The sequence below is a fragment of the Bacillus sp. V2I10 genome, from assembly GCF_030817055.1.
In the GTDB taxonomy this organism is placed as follows: domain Bacteria; phylum Bacillota; class Bacilli; order Bacillales; family Bacillaceae; genus Bacillus_P.
On sequence record NZ_JAUSYV010000001.1, the window covers coordinates 15,402 to 34,821 of the forward strand.

At 43.5% G+C, this 19,420-nt stretch carries 15 protein-coding genes, 1 pseudogene and 2 riboswitches; of the genes and pseudogenes, 7 read left to right on the plus strand and 9 right to left on the minus strand.

Going from position 1 to position 19,420, the window contains the following annotated elements:
• Positions 1-97: 97 nt before the first annotated feature.
• The 6 genes and pseudogenes from QFZ72_RS00050 to QFZ72_RS00075 all read right to left on the minus strand — a co-directional run bounded on the left by QFZ72_RS00050 (position 98) and on the right by QFZ72_RS00075 (position 9,233).
• Positions 98-1,424: pseudogene (locus tag QFZ72_RS00050) on the minus strand (NCS2 family permease).
• 149 nt (positions 1,425-1,573) lie between these two features.
• A riboswitch (purine riboswitch) is annotated at positions 1,574-1,675 on the minus strand.
• An 80-nt stretch (positions 1,676-1,755) separates the two neighbouring features.
• Entirely contained in the window at positions 1,756-3,288 is a 1,533-nt protein-coding gene (guaA, locus tag QFZ72_RS00055; RefSeq protein ID WP_373464650.1) for a glutamine-hydrolyzing GMP synthase, read from the minus strand.
• Positions 3,289-3,447: 159 nt separating this feature from the next.
• A riboswitch (purine riboswitch) is annotated at positions 3,448-3,549 on the minus strand.
• 30 nt (positions 3,550-3,579) lie between these two features.
• On the minus strand, positions 3,580-5,763 hold the full coding sequence (locus QFZ72_RS00060; RefSeq protein ID WP_307427963.1) for a transglutaminase TgpA family protein: 2,184 nt from the start codon (positions 5,761-5,763) through the stop codon (positions 3,580-3,582).
• Positions 5,760-6,878, minus strand: coding sequence for a DUF58 domain-containing protein (locus QFZ72_RS00065; RefSeq protein WP_307427966.1), 1,119 nt, complete (start codon positions 6,876-6,878; stop codon positions 5,760-5,762). The genes QFZ72_RS00060 and QFZ72_RS00065 overlap by 4 nt, the downstream gene beginning before the upstream one ends.
• A gap of 101 nt (positions 6,879-6,979) precedes the next feature.
• Entirely contained in the window at positions 6,980-7,942 is a 963-nt protein-coding gene (locus tag QFZ72_RS00070) for an AAA family ATPase (protein ID WP_307427969.1), read from the minus strand.
• Between the two features lie 241 nt (positions 7,943-8,183).
• Positions 8,184-9,233 (minus strand): NAD(P)/FAD-dependent oxidoreductase, encoded by a 1,050-nt coding sequence (locus QFZ72_RS00075; protein ID WP_307427972.1) that lies wholly within the window; start codon positions 9,231-9,233, stop codon positions 8,184-8,186.
• Between the two features lie 220 nt (positions 9,234-9,453).
• Here QFZ72_RS00075 and QFZ72_RS00080 point away from each other — a divergent pair, with 220 nt between their 5' ends.
• The 7 genes from QFZ72_RS00080 to QFZ72_RS00110 all read left to right on the plus strand — a co-directional run bounded on the left by QFZ72_RS00080 (position 9,454) and on the right by QFZ72_RS00110 (position 17,686).
• Positions 9,454-10,299, plus strand: a complete 846-nt coding sequence (locus QFZ72_RS00080; RefSeq protein ID WP_307427974.1) for an ABC transporter ATP-binding protein — start codon at positions 9,454-9,456, stop codon at positions 10,297-10,299.
• On the plus strand, positions 10,250-11,164 hold the full coding sequence (locus tag QFZ72_RS00085; protein WP_307427979.1) for an iron-hydroxamate ABC transporter substrate-binding protein: 915 nt from the start codon (positions 10,250-10,252) through the stop codon (positions 11,162-11,164). The genes QFZ72_RS00080 and QFZ72_RS00085 overlap by 50 nt, the downstream gene beginning before the upstream one ends.
• Positions 11,165-11,231: 67 nt before the next feature.
• Complete coding sequence (locus tag QFZ72_RS00090; protein WP_307427982.1) at positions 11,232-12,230, plus strand: FecCD family ABC transporter permease; 999 nt, start codon at positions 11,232-11,234, stop codon at positions 12,228-12,230.
• A complete protein-coding gene (locus tag QFZ72_RS00095; protein WP_307427985.1) occupies positions 12,227-13,234 on the plus strand; it encodes a FecCD family ABC transporter permease in 1,008 nt (335 codons plus the stop codon). The genes QFZ72_RS00090 and QFZ72_RS00095 overlap by 4 nt, the downstream gene beginning before the upstream one ends.
• Positions 13,235-13,465: 231 nt before the next feature.
• Positions 13,466-15,241, plus strand: coding sequence for a cache domain-containing sensor histidine kinase (locus QFZ72_RS00100; RefSeq protein WP_307427988.1), 1,776 nt, complete (start codon positions 13,466-13,468; stop codon positions 15,239-15,241).
• Positions 15,242-15,266: 25 nt separating this feature from the next.
• A complete protein-coding gene (locus QFZ72_RS00105; RefSeq protein WP_307427990.1) occupies positions 15,267-16,418 on the plus strand; it encodes a response regulator in 1,152 nt (383 codons plus the stop codon).
• On the plus strand, positions 16,418-17,686 hold the full coding sequence (locus QFZ72_RS00110; protein ID WP_307427992.1) for an ABC transporter substrate-binding protein: 1,269 nt from the start codon (positions 16,418-16,420) through the stop codon (positions 17,684-17,686). Before QFZ72_RS00105 ends, QFZ72_RS00110 begins: the two co-directional genes overlap by 1 nt.
• A gap of 400 nt (positions 17,687-18,086) precedes the next feature.
• On the opposite strand, the gene QFZ72_RS00115 is transcribed toward QFZ72_RS00110, so the two are convergent.
• From QFZ72_RS00115 to QFZ72_RS00125, 3 genes are read right to left on the minus strand one after another with little or no spacing between them, the layout of a single operon-like run.
• Positions 18,087-18,413, minus strand: a complete 327-nt coding sequence (locus QFZ72_RS00115; RefSeq protein WP_307427996.1) for an antibiotic biosynthesis monooxygenase family protein — start codon at positions 18,411-18,413, stop codon at positions 18,087-18,089.
• Between the two features lie 3 nt (positions 18,414-18,416).
• Positions 18,417-18,971 carry a GNAT family N-acetyltransferase gene (locus QFZ72_RS00120; RefSeq protein ID WP_307427998.1) on the minus strand — a complete coding sequence of 185 codons (555 nt, stop codon included), beginning with the start codon at positions 18,969-18,971 and terminating at the stop codon, positions 18,417-18,419.
• Between the two features lie 41 nt (positions 18,972-19,012).
• Positions 19,013-19,246: a cyclase gene (locus QFZ72_RS00125; protein WP_307428001.1), complete on the minus strand. Its 234-nt coding sequence runs from the start codon at positions 19,244-19,246 to the stop codon at positions 19,013-19,015.
• Positions 19,247-19,420 lie beyond the last annotated feature (174 nt).

A 19,420-nucleotide genomic window follows, 5' to 3' on the forward strand; every position in this document is an offset into this window, starting at 1 on the left:
GGCGCTCTTAAAAGGCACAAAAGATAGAATACCAACCTATTAAGCTAAAGTCAACAAAAAAAGAGATGCCGAAGCACCTCTTTTTTTCATATCGTTATTATCCTGCCAAAAAGACGAAGTAGAGAATAAAGATGATGAACAATCCATACATAATTGGATGAATCTCTTTTGCTTTTCCTTTTACAATCATCGTAACCGGATAGAAGATGAACCCGATGGCAATTCCAGTTGCGATGCTGTAGGTTAACGGCATTGCGATTATTGTCAAGAAAGCCGGAACAGCCATCTCAAATCGGTTCCAGTCAATTTTCCCAAGAGAAGAAACCATGAGAATACCTACTATAATTAATGCAGGAGCTGTAACTGGCGCCGTGATGACACTCAGCAGCGGCGAGAAGAACAGAGCAAGCAAGAACAGAACAGCTGTTACGACGGAAGCAAATCCTGTTCTCGCGCCTGCTGCTACACCCGCAGAAGATTCGATATAAGACGTAGTAGTAGATGTACCTAAAATAGAACCGATTACTGTTGCTGCTGAATCGGCAAATAATGCTTTGCTTGCTCTTGGCAGCTTGTTTTCTTTAATCAGGCCAGCCTGATTGGCAACAGCTACAAGAGTGCCTGCCGTGTCAAAGAAGTCCGCAAACAGGAATGTCAGAATGACCACAAGCATTTGAAGCGTAAGCAGCTGATCAAGATTTTGGAACGCTGCTCCAAACGTTGGCTCAAGACTCGGAACAGCTCCTACTACTTGAGTCGGCACATCAATTAATTGAAAGATCATGCCCATAATTGCTGTAAGGATCATTCCATAGAAGATTCCGCCATTAATGCGTTTAACCATAAAGATGACTGTGATGAAAACCCCAAAAATAGCAAGCAGTGCATTTCCGTCCTTCAGATTCCCAAGACCCACTAGCACTGCATCATTATTTGTGATGATGCCTGCATTTTGAAAACCGACAAAAGTGATGAATAATCCGATACCTGCTCCAACTGCGTGTTTCAATTCTTCCGGAATGGAGTTGATAATTTTTTCACGAAGACCTGAAGTTGTTAAAATAATAAAGATCAATCCGGAAACAAGTACCCCTGATAAGGGCAGTCTGCCAAGGAATACCCATCGTAAGAACAACAGTGAAAGCAAAGAAAGCATTTAATCCCATACCCGGCGCAAGTGCAATCGGATATCTCGCTATCAGCCCCATCAGCAGGGACCCGATTGCAGCTGCAAGAGCTGTAGCTGTAAATACGGCACCCTGATCCATTCTAAGCTCATTTGGGAAATCAGGCACTGACGCTAGGGATAATGTCAGCGGATTGACAAATAAGATATACGCCATGGACAGGAAGGTTGTTAACCCGCCAATAATCTCGCGGCGGTAATTGGTGCCCAGCTCCTCAAATTGAAAATACTTCTTCATCTAAAAAATCCTCCTAATATCTTAAACGCCGTTTTAAGCATGGGGCCCACAAAAAAATAGAATAAGTGCAAAAAAACGCTCCCTGCTGCGGGAGCGCTTGACGACAATGATATTAGACAAGACTGGTTCAAGAACGTATTCCGAAATCCCAATCTTATATAACACCTCGTAGTCAAGCTCTTTACGGCAGCTTGGTAGAAACTTTTGGGCCATATCCCCAACTTTATACGAACGTATTTAGACAAATTTTGTGTACCTTCATATTAACAGCGCAGGAATAAAGTCGTCAATAAAAACGAACATTTAATTAAAAATGTTCGTTTTCGTTCGTCTATTCCCATTCAATGGTTGCTGGCGGCTTGCTCGTGATGTCATAAACAACGCGATTGATATGTTTTACTTCATTAACAATGCGGGTAGAGATGAGCTCAAGCACTTCCCATGGAATGCGCGCCCAGTCAGATGTCATCCCATCGATCGAAGTAACCGCACGGATTCCAATTGTATAATCATATGTTCTTGCATCACCCATAACACCTACACTGCGGATGTCAGGAAGAACTGTAAAGTATTGCCAGATATCTCTTTCAAGTCCTGCTTTAGCAATTTCCTCACGTAAAATCGCATCAGATTCACGAACGATTTCAAGCTTTTCTTCAGAAATTGCTCCCAATACACGGATTCCAAGTCCCGGTCCAGGGAAAGGCTGGCGCCAAACGATTTCATCAGGGATTCCGAGCTCAGACCCCAATGCACGCACTTCATCCTTAAATAGGGTATTCAAAGGCTCAATCAGTTTAAACTGCATGTCCTCTGGAAGTCCCCCTACATTGTGATGTGATTTAATCGTTTGAGCTGTTGCCGTGCCGCTCTCAATAATATCAGTATAAAGAGTTCCTTGAGCAAGGAACTCGATGCCTTTAAGTTTTGTAGCCTCGTCATCAAATACGTAAATGAATTCATTGCCGATGATTTTGCGTTTTTGCTCAGGATCAGAGACCCCGCGCAGTTTATCCATGAAACGTTCTTTTGCATCAACTTTAATGACATTCATGTTGAAGCCCTCACTGAATGTTTTCATAACGCCCTCTGCTTCGTCTTTACGAAGAAGACCGTGATCAACAAAGATACATGTCAGCTGATCTCCAATGGCTTTATGAATCAGGACCGCTACTACAGAAGAATCAACTCCTCCGCTTAATGCACAAAGAACTTGCTTTTCGCCGACCTGCTCACGGATTTTCTGAAGTTCCATTTCAATAAAGTTTTCCATTGACCATTCTTCTGAACAGCCGCAAACTCCAAATACAAAGTTTTTCAGCATATCATTCCCGAACTCAGAATGACGTACTTCCGGATGGAACTGTACCCCATAAAAACGGCGCTCTTCATTGCTGATCGCTGCAAAAGGGCATGCAGGGCTTGTCGCATCGACAATAAAGCCGCTAGGAATATCAGCCACTAAATCACCATGACTCATCCACACGATCTGCTGTTTTGGCAGATCAGCAAACAATGCTGTTTCTGTTTGAACGTTCAAAGTCGCTTTTCCATATTCACGATGGTTGGCAGCTTCTACTTTTCCGCCCAAGTAATGAGTCATCAATTGCATGCCGTAGCAGATACCGAGGACAGGGATGCCAAGGTCGAAGATTTTTTCGTCACAGCGGAAAGCCTGTTCGCCGTACACACTGTTCGGTCCTCCAGATAGGATGATTCCTTTAGGATTCATCTTCTTGATTTCTTCAGCCGTAAGTGTATGCGGATGAAGCTCACTGTATACACCAAGCTCACGAATCCTGCGGGTGATTAATTGATTATATTGACTTCCAAAATCCAACACTACAACCATTTCATCTTGCATGTTTATCACGGGTGGTCACCTCATTCGAAAGATATCCCCTTTATGAATAAAGAGGGGTCATGCGTCAGACACTGATGCATCTTTTGCTTAAATTAAGAAAAAAAGCTAGAACTGTGCCTTCAATCCAAAAAGAAAAGAAGGCAGAATTCTAGCTTTTACACTTGTCTATTCTGCCTTCATAGTCAGATTATTTGCGGCAATCCGGTAGAGACTCTCGAACCATATTATCGAGGATATATGAAGGATAAGTACTATTAATTTTCCCTATTCTAACAATGTCCTGTCATTCGGTCAAGATGATATCTTTTTAATTAAATTTTCCCACAATTCCTTTGATTTTATCCATTCTTCTTTCGAATTGTCTCCTCGGTAGAGAGACTTTTCATAACTGGCTGTCAGTTTGGTCATATCGCGCACGTCAAAAAAGGAATCAACATACCTTGCATAGTCCCGAAGTGTTTGTCCCTCCTGACGCTTTAATCCATAACGCTCCAGCTGCTTTAACAGTGCGACATATGCATCACCGTACACTTTTTCGTCTTTGCGGTGCTTATAGGTGTACAAGATCAAATATGGCATCCATCTTAACCTGGTTTTATATAAAATAAAGACAATCATCGCAGCCGCTATCAGGATAAGATAGAAGGCCGCACTTCCAATTTGTATGGAAAATGGCCATGAACTGCTGTTTGAGCTGCTTGACTGCGGAGTTTTGTTTTCCTCAGGGGCAGGCTCTTTCTCAGGCTGGGATTGTTCCGGTGTTTCCGTTTCCGCACTTTCCTGAGAATCCAAGTTAAACGTAAAATCATATGGATTTGTAAAGCTTTTGGTCGGTTCAAACGGCACCCATCCTATCCCGCTGAAGTAAACCTCTACCCATGAATGAGCATTATTGTTCGTAATTTTGTACTCTTTCTGATTCCCGCCAAGGTTTTGGACAAACGCTCCGTCTGAATACCCTTTTACCCATCGTGCCGGAATATCAGCAGCCCGAAGCAAAACAATCATCGAGGTCGAAAAGTTATCACAGTACCCCTTGAAGGTTTCAAAAAGAAATTGATCCACGTAATCCTCTTCCCCTCTTGGCACAGCAACGTCTGTCGTTTCATACGTAAACTGCGACCCTCCAAGGTAGGTTTCAATGGATTTCGCCTTATCATAGTAATTATCGTTATCAGACGTTAATTCCCGTGCCAAATCCCGCACCCGCTGAGGAAGCTGCTCAGGCAGCTGGGTAAAACGCGCCCGGATATCCTCCGGTACTCCATTATTTGATGAAACCTTACGGAGCTCATCAATTTTAAAGTCTGGAAACTCATAGGCTGCCTCGTACGATCCAGGAGAAAAGTTCCCTCTGTTCTCTGCCAGTCGCGGCGTCATAAGTTCCGTAAGAGGATTCACGTCTAACGAGGAATCCCGCGGAAGAGTGATGGACTTAATTCCGGCAGGATATATGACATGGTCATACCGGTATCGATTATCAATCTCTACACTTGCTGTAAGCGGAACAGTGTCTACCCCTTCTTCCGTCGATGAAATGGTGATGTTTTCAGGATCCATTTGAACAGATTCGGCATCAGAATCTGAAACATCCCAGCCTTTACCCGTGTATAAATCCTTTGTTTCCACTCTCCAGTAATGACGGTCTGCGGCAACCGCAGTAAAAACAGGGGTATCATCAGCGACAAAAGCTCCGCCAAGCTGTTCGTCATTAGGACCATAGCCAATTTTATTAACCGTGCCGTTCGGTCCTTCCTCCGAGCTCCCATATGCCGTCAAATAAGGAACAGGATCAGGCCATTGCGGTTCGGCTTTTGGAGAAAGAATGCCGACCAGCACGGCGCAGCCGATTAAAGCGGAAAGCGGCAGCACCCACTTTATCGTCATATACCGCTCTCTTTTAATTCTTTCAAGGATTTTGATCCTCTCCAGATAAAGCAGACCGATTAAAACAAAGCCAATGACGACAATTCTTACAATGGCAAAGCTTGCATCATATTCTGTAAACGTATCAAGCACAGTCACATAGACAATCGTGATGATAAAAAAGAACATGATGCGTTTTTGAAAGATGATCCAGTAATTAATCAGATAAACAAGCAGCCATAAAAGAACAAAGAACAGCAGTGTACGAAAAGGAGAGGAAATCTCCATCCAATTTGCTTCCATCATTAAAGCTGCATTATTACTAATATCTCCTATAAAAAATCCAATCCATGCAGGACTGAAAAAAGATCCCTCAAAAAACAAAAGATGCTGGACAAATAAAATGTAAAAGATTTTTACTAGAGCTCCTATATACCAGCGAGCCTTAATCGAAATAAACAAAAAGCTGAGTCCAATAAAAAGGACAAACACCAAGGTATTCCCTGTTTCCGTGAAGTCCTGCAGCGGCCTTAGCCATTCCCACAGCAGCAGGAATGCAAATCCATAGTAGATGTAGACGGATGTCTGTTTTTCAAAGTTTTCGGTCACAGCGTACTCACCTCTTTGAATGCATCTTCAAATCTGCCTGCACTAACTGCTTTTATCATAATCCTTCGTTTCATCAGCCGTTCTATCATCACTTTTTCTTCTCTTGAGATCCTTTCCCCTTCTCTCTTAATAAGGAACACGAACGTTGAGTGATTCCGGCTTCCAATGAGCTCAAGTTTTCTGACTAAATCGAGTGACAGGCTCGCCGTTACGAGCAATGGCGTCACATTTTTTGATTGCCAAACCGGCAGTTCGCTTTCTGTTACATCCGCAAAAGAACGCCCGCTGTCACAATCCACTTTTGCCAGGTGATAGTAAATCTGCTGCAGGTGCTGTTCCGTTTCCTGCAGGGAGAACACTGTTTTTTCCTTTCCAACGGAAACAAACCCCATTTTGGCCCCGCTTTTTATAATCACTCTAGCAAGCGAGGCAGAAAACGTGACGATTTCTTCAAAAGCATCCGACTTTACCCGGTCCATCATGAGCACGACATCATGACTTTGCATTTGTTCAAACTCTTTCGTCATGATGCGGTCTCTTCTTGCTGTTGCCTTCCAGTCAATCCACGAAAAACGGTCTCCAGGCTGATATTCCCTTATCCCGATTGCCATTGTGGTATCCTGCCAGAATTTAGCTTTAGAATTTGTTGCTCCCTGTTCAAACTGCTTATCGTATTGACGATAGGTCAAGTCTACCGAGTGGGGATAAACGAGGAAGTAATTTTCTGATTCAAATATCATCTCTTTATCGATGAGGCCAAACAGATCTCCCGTTCGGACCCGGACCTCTGTAAAGCGGTGCTCGCCCCTCGGCATTCGCTTCAATTCATATTGCATGGTGATCGTCTTCTTAAACCATGGGAACAAAAGCTTTTTCGGTTCACTCATTAATTTCTGCTCGGACAGTTTCTCCGGCAAAATGTCTTCTACTATTAAATAGAACAATGGAAAAGGCACGTTCCTTTTTATTGTGATTGTCCCGATTAACTTTTCCCCTACTAAAAATTGCTCCTGATTGATGGATCGTGTGACTTGAAAACTTCTGATTGGATAGATGGCAATCAAAAGCGAATAAATGGAGATCGGCAGAAAGCTGTAAAATAAAAACCAGCTCACAAATCCTCCCTGAAACATGGCATATGCATATGTGACAGCCGTAAAAAACAAAAGGCTCACAAGCTTCCAGACATAGCGGATTTTAAGAAAAAAGGATTTCATTAATTGCTCATCGACCTTTGCACCGGCACAGAAGTTCTTGAAATAATTTCAGAGAGCAGCTGTTCAGCAGATTTCCCTTCATATTTCGCTTCTGATTTTAAGATCATCCGGTGAGGAAGCGTATAAGGGGCCAGATATTGGATATCATCCGGAATGACATAGTCACGGCCATACAGGAAAGCAAAGGCTTGTGCGGATTTCATAAGTGCGATGGATCCGCGGGGACTTGCACCTAAGTAGACGGAAGGATGTTTGCGCGTCTTTGTAACAAGCTCGACTATATATCGTTTCACTGTCTCATCTACATAGATTGACTGTATTTCTTTTTGAAGCTCTACTAATTCTTCTTTTGTGATGACAGCCTGTATATGGTGAATCGGTCTTTCCTTTTCAGCGAGTTTCAGAATTTCAAGTTCTTCTCCCGGAGTTGGATAGCCCATTCTGATTTTGAAAAGGAAGCGATCAAGCTGGGCTTCCGGAAGAGGATAAGTGCCTTCGTATTCAATCGGATTCTGTGTCGCCATGACAAAGAATGGACGCCCAAGGGATTTCGTTACACCATCAACCGTGACATTTGCTTCTTCCATTCCTTCTAATAACGCGGATTGGGTTTTAGGCGACGTACGGTTAATTTCATCGGCCAGGACGATATTTCCCATAATCGGACCCGGGCGGTATTCAAATTCCAGCGTTTTCGGATTATAAATAGAAACTCCTGTTACATCAGACGGCAATAAATCAGGAGTGAATTGAATTCGTTTAAAATCTGCTCCTACCGATTTGGCAAGAGATCTGACCATCATGGTTTTCCCGACGCCAGGTACATCTTCAAGCAAAACGTGGCCTTCAGCCAATATGGCAACCAGACTGAGCACTGCTACATCACGTTTTCCGACCATGACACGTTCTATATTTTCAATCACTTTAACTAGTTTAGGATGCATCGTTTCATTTTGAGCCATTCTCTTCCTCCTAGAACCATTTATCGATAAGTTGCTTAACTATAATAAAGTTCGGAACGAAGCGACAAATTCCTGTTTCTTTTTACATATTTAATATTCTTTTAACAATAGCACGGAATAAAAAAAGGAAAACTCCTTTCAGCACATTGGCGGCAGATTGAGTTTCCCATTATATTTAATACCTTTTTCAAATCAGCTAGATTTGCCACTGTAAAAAACGTTCTTCCAAACTACTTACTGCTTACTTCATCATCTCTTTTACAAGTTCCCGGTTCCGCTCTTTAAACACTTCATTGTGCGAGGAAACCATCGCCGACTTATGCGCATCTGGCTGTATGTACTGCTTTGCTTTGTTTACGGCATTTGCCGCATCCTGAAAAGCTCCGGCGATTAAATGCAGCTTCCCGCTGTGCATGAGGATGTCGCCTGCAGCAAAAAGACCTTCAACAGATGATTCGCTCGATTCATTGCCGGCAATATAGAACTCTTCTGCAAGCGCAATATTCAGCTGGCTGTTTTGAAGCAGCGCCGCATCACGTTCATACCCATGATTAATGATGACTTCATCAATAGATAGATAAGAACTTTCTCCAGTTTCATGATTCGTCAGTTCCACACGCTCTATTCTTTCATGATCTTCAGAGGCCATCAGCTTCGTAATGGATGTGTGAAATAAACACGAAGCTGTACTGTTCATCAGGTGCGTCACTTGTGCTTCGTGTCCTTTTAATGCATCCTTCCGGTAGACGACATATACTTTTTTGGCAACTGGCTCTAATTCAAGCGCCCAGTCAATGGCTGAATTCCCCCCGCCTGATATGATGACGGTTTTATCTTTAAAGCGCTTTAAAGATTTTATAGTATAGTTCAAGTTTGAGACTTCAAATCTCTCTGCCCCTTCAATTTCGAGCTTCTGAGGATTCAGGATACCCCCGCCTACTGCTGCAATAACGGTTTTAGAATAATGTGTGCGTCCGGATGCAGCCTTCAGCACGAAAATACCTTCTTCATTTTTTGAGATGGATTCTACTTTTTCATTCAGCACAACTTCAGGATGAAACGTTAACCCCTGTTTAACCAGCTGCTCAATTAATTGTGCTCCGGAAATGGGAGTGAGTCCTCCTATATCCCAGATCATTTTCTCAGGATACACATGAACTTTTCCGCCGAGCTGCGGCTGATATTCAATTATCTTTGTTTTCATTTCTCTCAGTCCGCTGTAAAAAGCCGAATAAAGCCCCGCAGGACCGCCCCCTATAACCGTCACATCAAATATTTCATTCCACACCACACTCAACACTCCCTTAGCGTAAGATTCTATATTAATAGGATGGCCTTACATCCAACGATCATTGATTATCATTCTCAATTGAATATATCGTGTTTTCTTTGTTTTGACAAGACAAACAGCTGTTGACAATAGTTTAAAAGAATTATAGACTTTTCTTGTTCGATATTGATAATCATTATCAGTAATTATTTCCAATTTTTCAGCAAATGGAGGGGGAAAAATGGTTCGCCTACTTACCGAGTCAGTAAACATTGGCTATGGTGAACGTCTAATAGTAAAAGATCTTAGCGTCAGGATTCCTGATAAAAAGATCACAACCATCATCGGTCCAAATGGCTGCGGAAAATCCACCTTGTTGAAAGCGATTACCCGCATTATTTCTCTTCAGTCTGGAGACGTCGTGCTCGACGGTAAATCCATTTCTAAAGAACAAACAAAAAAACTGGCAAAAAAAATGGCGATTCTTCCTCAAACACCTGAAAGTGCCGCCGGCCTTACAGTTGGCGAGCTTGTCTCATACGGCCGTTTCCCTCACCAAAAGGGCTTCGGCAGATTAACTAAGAAGGATTATGAGGTCATTCAATGGGCTCTTGAGGTGACTGGTACAGCCGACTATAAATTCCGTCCTGTCGATTCGCTGTCAGGTGGTCAGCGCCAGCGTGTATGGATTGCTATGGCCCTCGCGCAGGAAACGGAAATTATCTTTCTTGACGAGCCTACTACATATCTTGATATGGCTCACCAGCTTGAGGTGCTTGAGCTTTTGCAAACATTAAATGCTGAGCAGGAACGTACCATTGTCATGGTTCTTCACGATCTAAATCAGGCGGCCCGCTTTGCAGACTATATCATTGCTCTAAAAGACGGGGAAATTGTGAAAGCCGGAACATGTGAAGAAGTCATTTCCCGTGATGTGCTAAAAGAAGTTTTTCATATTGACGCGGTGATTGGAAATGATCCGCGCACTAATAAACCAATGTGCATGACCTATAACTTAATAAAGGGAGAAGAAGAAAATGAAGAAATTAATGATTCCATTCCTGCTGTTGCTCTTAGTCCTGCTTAGCGCATGCGGCAATGAAGCAGCAGAAGAAAATGGTGCGGATAAAAAAGAAGAAAAAAGCACCATTACTTATGAATCAGAATCAGGTCCAGTTGAAGTGCCAGCAGATCCCAAGCGCGTTATTGTCGTTTCCTCTTTCGCAGGAAATGTCTTGGCGTTAGATACAAAGCTTGTCGGAGTTGATTCATGGTCAAAAATGAATCCCCGCTATGAAGCTTTAAAAGGTGTTGAAGAAGTGACAGATGATAATCTGGAGAAAATCATTGAACTTAATCCGGACTTGATAATCGGCCTTTCAAACATCAAAAACATTGATAAATTAAAAGAAATCGCTCCAACTGTTACGTATACTTACGGAAAAGTTGATTACTTAACACAGCACCTTGAAATCGGAAAACTTTTAAACAAAGAAAAAGAAGCTCAAGCTTGGATTGATGACTTCAAAAACCGCGCACAAACTGCAGGTGAAGACATTAAAGCAAAAATCGGCGAAGATGCAACGGTTTCTGTTATTGAAAACTTCGATAAACAGCTCTACGTATTCGGCGACAACTGGGCTCGCGGCACTGAAATTCTTTATCAGGAAATGAAATTGAAAATGCCTGAAAAAGTGACGGAAATGGCATTGAAAGACGGATTTTATGCCATCTCTGCAGAGGTTCTCCCTGAATATGCAGGAGATTATATGATTTTCAGCAAAAACTCAGACGGAGATACTTCATTCCAGGAGACAGAAACATACAAAAACATTCCTGCAGTCAAAAACAATCAAGTATTCGAAGCGAACGCAAAGGAATTCTATTTCAACGATCCAATCTCATTGGACTACCAGCTTGAATTCTTTAAGAAAAGCTTCCTTGCAAACTAATATTCAGAAGAGGGATTCTTACTTTAAGAATTCCTTTTCCTTTATTCTAAAAAGAAGAGAATGATGGATGATGAAAACGTACTTGTTTATATTGAAAATGGCTGCGGGAATTCTCGTGTTTCTTGGTGCTTTCGCTGCAGCAATGATCTTCGGAGCTGCAGATACAGCGTTAAATGATGTATGGCTCGCCATGACGGGAACAGAACTTAGCGATAAAGCCACTATGATCCGTGAAATCCGCCTTCCGCGGGAGGTTGCAGCTATGGCTGTCGGTGCAGCTCTTGCCGTATCTGGCGCCATCATGCAGGGGCTGACGAGAAATCCTCTGGCTGATCCAGGATTAATCGGGCTGACAGCCGGCGGTACAGCTGCGCTTGCCATTACCCTGGCTTTCATTCCAGGCGTGAATTACTTCGGCATTATGATTGCCTGTTTTATTGGCTGTGCCGTTGGAGCGGCGATGGTTTTAGGCATCGGCTCTATGAAAAAGGGCGGTTTCTCTCCTATGCGGATTGTTCTGGCCGGAGCAGCTGTGTCTGCTTTTCTCTTTGCGGTTGCTGAGGGATTCGGGATTACCTTTAAGCTTTCAAAGGATGTTTCCATGTGGACTTCCGGCGGTATGGCTGGAACATCCTGGAGCCAGCTGCAGTTCATTATTCCGTTTATTGCAGGCGGCATCCTCATTTCCCTGATGCTTTCCAGACAGCTGACCATTCTTAGTTTAAGCGAAGAGGTAGCCGTCGGACTAGGGCAAAAAACGGTTGCCATTAAGGGGATTTTGTTTGTTGTTATCGTCTTGCTTGCAGGTGCAGGCGTTGCCATTGCCGGTAATTTAGCCTTTGTCGGACTGATGGTTCCTCATATCGTGCGGGCAATCGTCGGGACGGACTACCGGTACATCATCCCGATGTCCGTCATCATGGGAGCTGCATTCATGCTGCTTGCAGATACTGTCGGCCGTACCGTCAATGCCCCGTATGAAACACCAGTCGCTGCGGTGGTTGCCGTTCTTGGCCTGCCTTTCTTTCTCTTTATTGTCCGCAAAGGAGGCCGTGATTTCACATGATTCATTCTGCATTAGTCAAAAAACAGCGAATAACCATTTTGATCTTGTTTATCCTGCTTTTAACGACCATTATTGCCGGTATGGGGCTTGGCTATGCCTCCCTCTCTTATGACAGGCTGCTTCCCGTTGTGCTTGGACAGGGTACATTTAAAGAAGACTTTATTCTCTATTCCATTCGCCTGCCGCGGATCATCATCACCATCCTAGCAGGAATGGCGCTCGCTCTATCTGGTGCCATTTTGCAGGGCATCACAAGAAATGATCTGGCCGACCCAGGCATTATCGGTATTAACTCTGGGGCTGGAGCGGCTATCGCTGTATTCTTTTTGTACTTTCCAATTGACGCAGGTTCATTCGTTTATATGCTGCCTTTAGTTGCATTTGCCGGGGCCTTGCTTACTGCTGTTCTCATCTATGCTTTTTCGTACAGCAGGACTGCGGGCATGCAGCCAGTCAAACTCGTATTGACCGGGGTGGGATTTTCTATGGCTCTCTCAGGTTTAATGATCGTCCTTATTTCATCTGCTGAACGTCAAAAAGTTGATTTTATTGCCAAGTGGCTTGCAGGTAATATTTGGGGCGCAGACTGGCCATTTATTTGGGCCACTTTACCTTGGGCAGTCATCCTCATTCCCTTTGCCCTGTACAAAGCAAACAGGCTGAACCTTCTCGGCATGAGTGAAGCTGTGCCAATCGGCCTCGGTGTATCCGTTGAAAAAGAAAGAATTATTCTGCTGCTGACAGCAATTGCCCTTGCAGCATCAGCCGTCTCCGTTACAGGAGGCATCGCCTTCGTCGGGCTCATGGCTCCGCACATTGCAAGGGCTCTGGTCGGACCTCGAAATCAGCTCTTCCTGCCGGTGGCCATTCTGATTGGTGCTTTTCTCCTGCTATTAGCGGATACGATTGGACGGAACATGATCGAACCCGAGGGTATACCTGCGGGGATTATGATTGCGCTAATCGGCGCACCTTATTTTATGTATTTGCTTTTGAAAAAGTAGGATAAATAGCATAACAACATGTAAAAGCTGAAGACCTCTTCAGCTTTTTTGTTTGCATATCATATAGGGACGGTAACATAATATAGCCCCGCTCTGCGAAAAATATAAGGATAATTATCTTTTTTCGAATCCTACTTGTGCAGGATTGACTTGGTTTTTTGGTTTGATATAGTTTTAGGATGCTAAAGAGAGAAAGAAAAATCTTGAGTATCCGCCAAAGGAGTGACTCCCGTGAAAAGTATACAAAGCCGCCTGTTGATTATGCTGCTGATTTTCATCGTTCTGCCGTATTTCCTATCTGTTTTTTTCATCTATACCTACACAAAAAACAGTGTGGAGCAGCATGAACTTGAAAACAGCCGGGATCAGCTTCAGAAGAATGCGGAGGAGCTGGAGCAGTATTTTGACGGCATGATTGATTTTCCTTATATCCTTTACCGGGATCCTGATCTGTTCCGGATTTTTAACAACGGCTTTGAAGACTCCATTTATTTCAGCCCCAAGACAATGGAAAAGAGTCTCGAAACCTTTTATCTGATGAGAAACGAAATCCGGCAAATCCGGTTCTATATTGATAAAAACAAAGAATCGTTCACGCTGTACAATGCGATGATCAGCACACGCAGACATCAGCCGGATTTTCTTGATCAGAGCCCGATCAAAGAGCTGTATGCTTCTGACTTGAACTATTTGATTGAACCGCCCCGCCCTCTTATCAATTACAACAACGCAGCGATTATTCCAAAGTCAGATAAAACGATGGTGATGACGTTTCATCATAAAATTACAGACGTTCTCTCTAAGAGATTCCTCGGCATCATCACCATCGACATTGATTTAGGGGGCTATGCCCGCATTTGCAATAACCTTGTCCAAGGTGATGCATCTTCTGTTTTGCTGATAGATTCACAAGATCGAGTCCTGTATGCAAATGAACGTTCCTTGATTGGAAAGCCCCTTCCTGAAGGTGAAAAGCAGCGTCTGGACGGAAACAGGAGCCGGCAGGATGACGATATTCTGCTTTCCAAGGAGCTTTCAGGCTCATTAAACGGCTGGAAGCTGATTAAAATTACGTCAAGTCAGTCCTTATATGAAGATGTCCGGAAAACCGCATACACCAATATTCTTGTCGGCATTGGCGTTGGATTGCTTGGTCTTCTGATGATAGGTATTATCTCAAACCGAATTACCCGCCCGATCGCAAGGCTGAGCAGCAAAGTCCGCTCCATTGAAGGCGGAAATATGAATGTTCCGTTTGACGATGCCAGAGACGATGAAATCGGCCATCTGGAGTCGCACATGAAAGATATGATGAACCGGATCAATTCCCACATTGACCGTGAATATAAGCTTGAAATTGAAAACAGGAAAAACCAGTTCAGAGCGTTAAAATCACAGATTAATCCGCATTTCTTATTTAATGCTCTGCAATCGATCGGTGCAGTTGCATTAAGGTCGAATGCTCCAAAGGTGTACCAATTGCTGACCTCCCTGTCCAAAATGATGCGCTACTCTCTGCAGGCGGATCAATGGGTGCGGGTCAGGGATGAAGCAGAGTACACAAAAGCGTATCTCTCCCTTCAAACCGAACGTTTTGGCGAAGATGTCAGCTATTCACTCGAGATGGATGAATCTATTCTGGACATAACTATACCAAGTATGATTCTGCAGCCGCTCGCTGAGAATTTCTTTAAACACACGTATGAGGAAGGCTACAGCAGCGCTCATTTGTCCATTACCGGGAAGAAACATAAAGAATATCTTCAATTTACTGTTGAGAACGATGGCCCTGGTCTCACAGCAGAAGTGCTTCAAACTCTGCGGAACCATATTTATACACCGCCTTACGAAGGGACCTATTCACACGAGCATATCGGCCTGAAGAATATCCGCGACAGACTGCTTCTGCGGTATGGGCAAAGTGCTGAAATGAAAGTTGATTCAATAAACGGAAAGGGTTTTTCCGTCAGCATGAAAATTCCGATAGAGATCTCCCCAAAATCATAAAGACTTAGGCAAGGAGTTGAACACGGTGAAAGCACTGATTGTCGACGATGAATTCAATGTGCGGGACGTCCTCCGCCATTTAGGCCAGTGGGAACAATACGGAATCACCAAGCTGCTGGAGGCAAGCAACGGCAAGGAAGCGAAAAAATGGATTGAGAAAGAGCAGCCTGAACTGATCTTTACAGATATAAAAATGCCCGGAATGACCGGTATGGAACTGATTGAGTGGCTTGATTCGATTTCCTATCCGGGAAAAGTGATTTTCATCACTGGATATAATGATTATTCCTATATGCGCAAGGCCATCCAGCACAGCAGCTTCGATTATTTGCTGAAACCGATTGAGTATGAAGCATTCAATCACACGCTGAAAAAATCCGTACAAGCATGGAAAGATGACTTCGAGCATGCAGAAGTGCTGGAAGATGCAAAAAAACTGCGGAGAAATCAGCTGGCGACTGCGATCTGCCTTGGTGACCGTTCAGATGCCGACAGCCTGGCCGAGTTTCTTCCTGAATCAGCAGGCTATGAGCTGACACTGCTTTCTTTTTATCAGATGCACAATCCGGATTCTTATATAGAAAACCTTTCAGATGAGCTGATGGACCGCAGAGTGGGAAATGCCTTTTCCCTCCAGACAGACCTTAACCTCTGCCTTGTGATCACGATCTGCGACCAGTGGCTGTCTGTTGAAGAGTATATCAGCCGGGAATTCGACCTCCCTGTAAGGCTTGTAACAGGAGAACCGATTGAGTCTTTATCACAAATCAGGCCGGCTTTTCAGACCTTGGAGAAAAAGCTTGAGGAACAAAATTTCAGATCGATCCACCGTTTGGATGAAATCGATGCTGCCCGGCGTATGGAGGACATCGTTTCTTATGTTAAAACCTATTATATGGAGGATTTGAGTCTGGAAAAACTGTCGAATGTCTTCTTTTTAAGCCGCGAGCATATCTCACGGAAGTTTAAGCAGGAAACTGGAATGACCCTTTCCAAATACATTACAGAGCTTAGAATCAGCCAGGCAAAATCTTGGCTGCAGGAAACGGACAAAAGCATCTACTCTATCTCAACCATGCTTGGTTATCAGGATGAAATCTACTTTTCAAAGCTATTTAAAAAGGTCGTTGGCATGACGCCTTTTGAGTTCAGGAACAGCAGCAAAGGGGTGACATGATGAAAAGCGTGTTCTTATCTCTCTTTTTATTGGTCAGCCTGCTTCTTTCGGCATGCCAAAATGAAGCCCAGCCAGAAAAAATAGAAAAGAAAGACCCGAAAGTCACACTTGATCTAAGGAATCCCAAAGTAGAGGTCTCCACTCAATTTGAAGAAATGACGCGGGCTTATGAGCGGGAGAATCCCAATGTCAATATCCGGGTGCATACCGTTGGGGGCGCAATGGATGACCTGTCCGATCTGAAAGCGGAAATGGCGACTGGCACCGGGCCGGATATTTTCACAAACACCGGCTTTGAAAATACCATGCTGTGGCAGAACTATCTAGAGGATCTCTCCGGTGAGCCCTGGGTGGATCAGGCCTACCAAGAAGCACTGACCCCGGTGACGTTGAAAGGTAAGGTTTACGGTATGCCGATTAACCTTGAAGGCTATGGGTTTATTTTTAATAAGGATCTGTTTAAAAAAGCCGGCATTGTGGAACCGCCTGACACTCTTACTAAGCTGACATCAGCTGCAGAAAAACTGCAGAAGGCTGGCATCACTCCGTTTGCAACAGGCTACTATGAAGACTGGAAGCTTGGCGATCACCTGATGAATGTCGCATTCGCCCAGCAGGAAAATACAGAGGAGTTTATCCAAAACCTGAATAACGGAACGGAAAAAATTACGACCAATCAAAATTTTAACGATTTGCTTAACTTGCTCGACCTCACCTTAAAGTTCGGAAATGATAACCCACTGACTACAGACTACACGATGGAAGTAAATCTTTTCACTTCCGGTAAAGCAGCGATCATTCAGCAGGGCAACTGGATTCAGCCGATGATCGATCAGGCTGCGCCGGACATGAACATCGGCTTTATGCCGATCCCAATTAATGACCGGCCTGTAAAGGAAGCACTTGTCGTCAGTGTTCCAAACTATTGGGCCGTGAACAAGCAGGCCAGCCCTGAAAAGAAAAAAGAAGCCAAAAAATTTTTAAACTGGATGGTGTCTTCCGAGCAGGGCAAACGGTACATGACGGAAGAATTCAAATTCATTCCCGCCTTCCATCACATCAACTCGGATGATCTTGGCCCACTTGCAGAAGAAACGATTCAAAACTACAAAAAAGGCAACACCGTCCCTTCTAACTGGTTCGACTTTCCCGTCGGAATCCGGGAAGAATTCGGCGCCGCCACACAGCTCTATGTCGGAAAACAGCTGAACCGCACGCAGTTGCTCAATGAATATCAGAAGTCCTGGGAGAGGTTTTCGGAGGAATAAAGAGGAAGCAGCATACCACATGGCAGGTGGTATGCTTTTTATTAAATTTACGCACTTTTTTCAGGATAACCGCTGATAATATTGTTCTAATACCAGGAATGACGCTCTTTTTACAGGACAACCGTTAATAAAATTGATCTATTGCCAGGATTAACGCTCTTTTTTCAGAACAACCGCTAATACAATTGCTCTAATACCAGGATTAACGCACTTTTTTCAGGGCAACCGTTAATAAACTTGCTCTATTGCCGGGATTACGCACTTTTTTCAGGACAACCGCTAATAAACTTGCTCTAATACCAGGATTAACGCACTTTTTTCAGGACAACCGCTAATACAATTGTTCTAATACCAGGATTGACGCACTTTTTTCAGGGCAATGCTGAAATAATTGCTCCACTCACACCTCAAAAAAGCTTTGTCTCTCTACTTTGCAAACCCTGAGAGAAAACGTTTTGTACCATTCCGCTTTTCCTCGATACTGGGCTGCCATATGGGCTGAATGTTCTTTCCATTTTTGGATGGAGTCCAGAGAATCCCAATACGAAACGGTAATCCCCAATCCTTCATCCCTTGCGCTTTCCACGCCTAAAAAGCCGCTCTGCTGAGAAGCCAGCTCTACCATTTTGTCCGCCATGATCCCGTACCCATTATCCGCCTCCGTTCTCTCTGAGGCAAAAATCACTGCATAATAAGGCGGATCAGGAGTTTTTGCAATTCCGCTCATATGTCACTTCCCCTTCATCCAATCTTCTCGTGTCAATTTCATATTAATAGAATCAATCCATTCTCTTTCAAACTCTAATTTATTTTGATCCACACTTTGTATAACAAACCCCAGGTTTTCATACACCTTCATTGCTCTGGGATTAAAAGCAAAAACACTCAGCGTCAGGAAATTGAGGTCTGTATTTTTAAAAACATACTCGATGATTAGCTGAGATGCTTCCTTCCCCAAGCCGCGATCTCTGCCTCTCGGACCAATAAGGATTCTGAAATTCATGCTTTGATTTTGTTCATCATATTCATTGACCACTACTTCTCCAACCAAGATATTTTGGGATTTATCTACAATGGCAAGGTCAAAGCGATCGGTTTGTTCATTTCTGGAGTGATACCAATTGTAAACCTCTTCTCTGTCGTACTCGTCAGAACTGCCGGTATATTTTAGAACAACAGGATCCTTTAAACATTCTTCTATAAAGGGTAAATCTTCATCAGCTTTAAAAGGTCTGAGAATTACTTTTTCTCCTGTAATGACCGGCTTCATGCTCAAATCCGCCATTTTTTCTCCTTTCATCACCGATCCAGAATCAAAAAACACATTTACTGACCGGCGCTTTCTTCAGCAGGTTTTCGTTTATGTTTTTCCGCAATGATTTTTTTGTTAAAAATCCTTACTTCGCCAACCATAAGCAGCCTCATATCTTCTACGATATATTTGGTCAGATCCTCATCAGAGATGTCATCTCCATCAATATCAAGCCGGAATTCCTGTCCCTGAAGTCCTCCCCCGTTAGTAAACACGATTTCAAAGTCGAATTGAACTCTTTTATCCATTTGATGCCTCCTTAAACGTTTGGTTAAAACTCACTGTCTTTGTATATTCAACAAAAAGAACATTAGCCCCTTCTCCTGAGCCAATATCAATATACGACTAAATTCCAATCAATATGTGCCATACCTATCCTCAAAGGACTCCCCTATAATTCTATTTGTACAAGCAATCAAACA

Excerpts from the sequence above, each read along its gene's own strand:
- guaA (WP_373464650.1), bottom strand. The coding sequence starts at position 3,288 with ATGCAAGATGAAATGGTTGTAGTGTTGGATTTTGGAAGTCAATATAAT.
- QFZ72_RS00070 (WP_307427969.1), bottom strand. The coding sequence starts at position 7,942 with ATGGCTCAAAATGAAACGATGCATCCTAAACTAGTTAAAGTGATTGAA.
- QFZ72_RS00080 (WP_307427974.1), top strand. The coding sequence starts at position 9,454 with ATGGTTCGCCTACTTACCGAGTCAGTAAACATTGGCTATGGTGAACGT.
- QFZ72_RS00085 (WP_307427979.1), top strand. The coding sequence starts at position 10,250 with ATGAAGAAATTAATGATTCCATTCCTGCTGTTGCTCTTAGTCCTGCTT.
- QFZ72_RS00090 (WP_307427982.1), top strand. The coding sequence starts at position 11,232 with ATGATGAAAACGTACTTGTTTATATTGAAAATGGCTGCGGGAATTCTC.
- QFZ72_RS00095 (WP_307427985.1), top strand. The coding sequence starts at position 12,227 with ATGATTCATTCTGCATTAGTCAAAAAACAGCGAATAACCATTTTGATC.
- QFZ72_RS00110 (WP_307427992.1), top strand. The coding sequence starts at position 16,418 with ATGAAAAGCGTGTTCTTATCTCTCTTTTTATTGGTCAGCCTGCTTCTT.
- QFZ72_RS00115 (WP_307427996.1), bottom strand. The coding sequence starts at position 18,413 with ATGAGCGGAATTGCAAAAACTCCTGATCCGCCTTATTATGCAGTGATT.
- QFZ72_RS00120 (WP_307427998.1), bottom strand. The coding sequence starts at position 18,971 with ATGGCGGATTTGAGCATGAAGCCGGTCATTACAGGAGAAAAAGTAATT.
- QFZ72_RS00125 (WP_307428001.1), bottom strand. The coding sequence starts at position 19,246 with ATGGATAAAAGAGTTCAATTCGACTTTGAAATCGTGTTTACTAACGGG.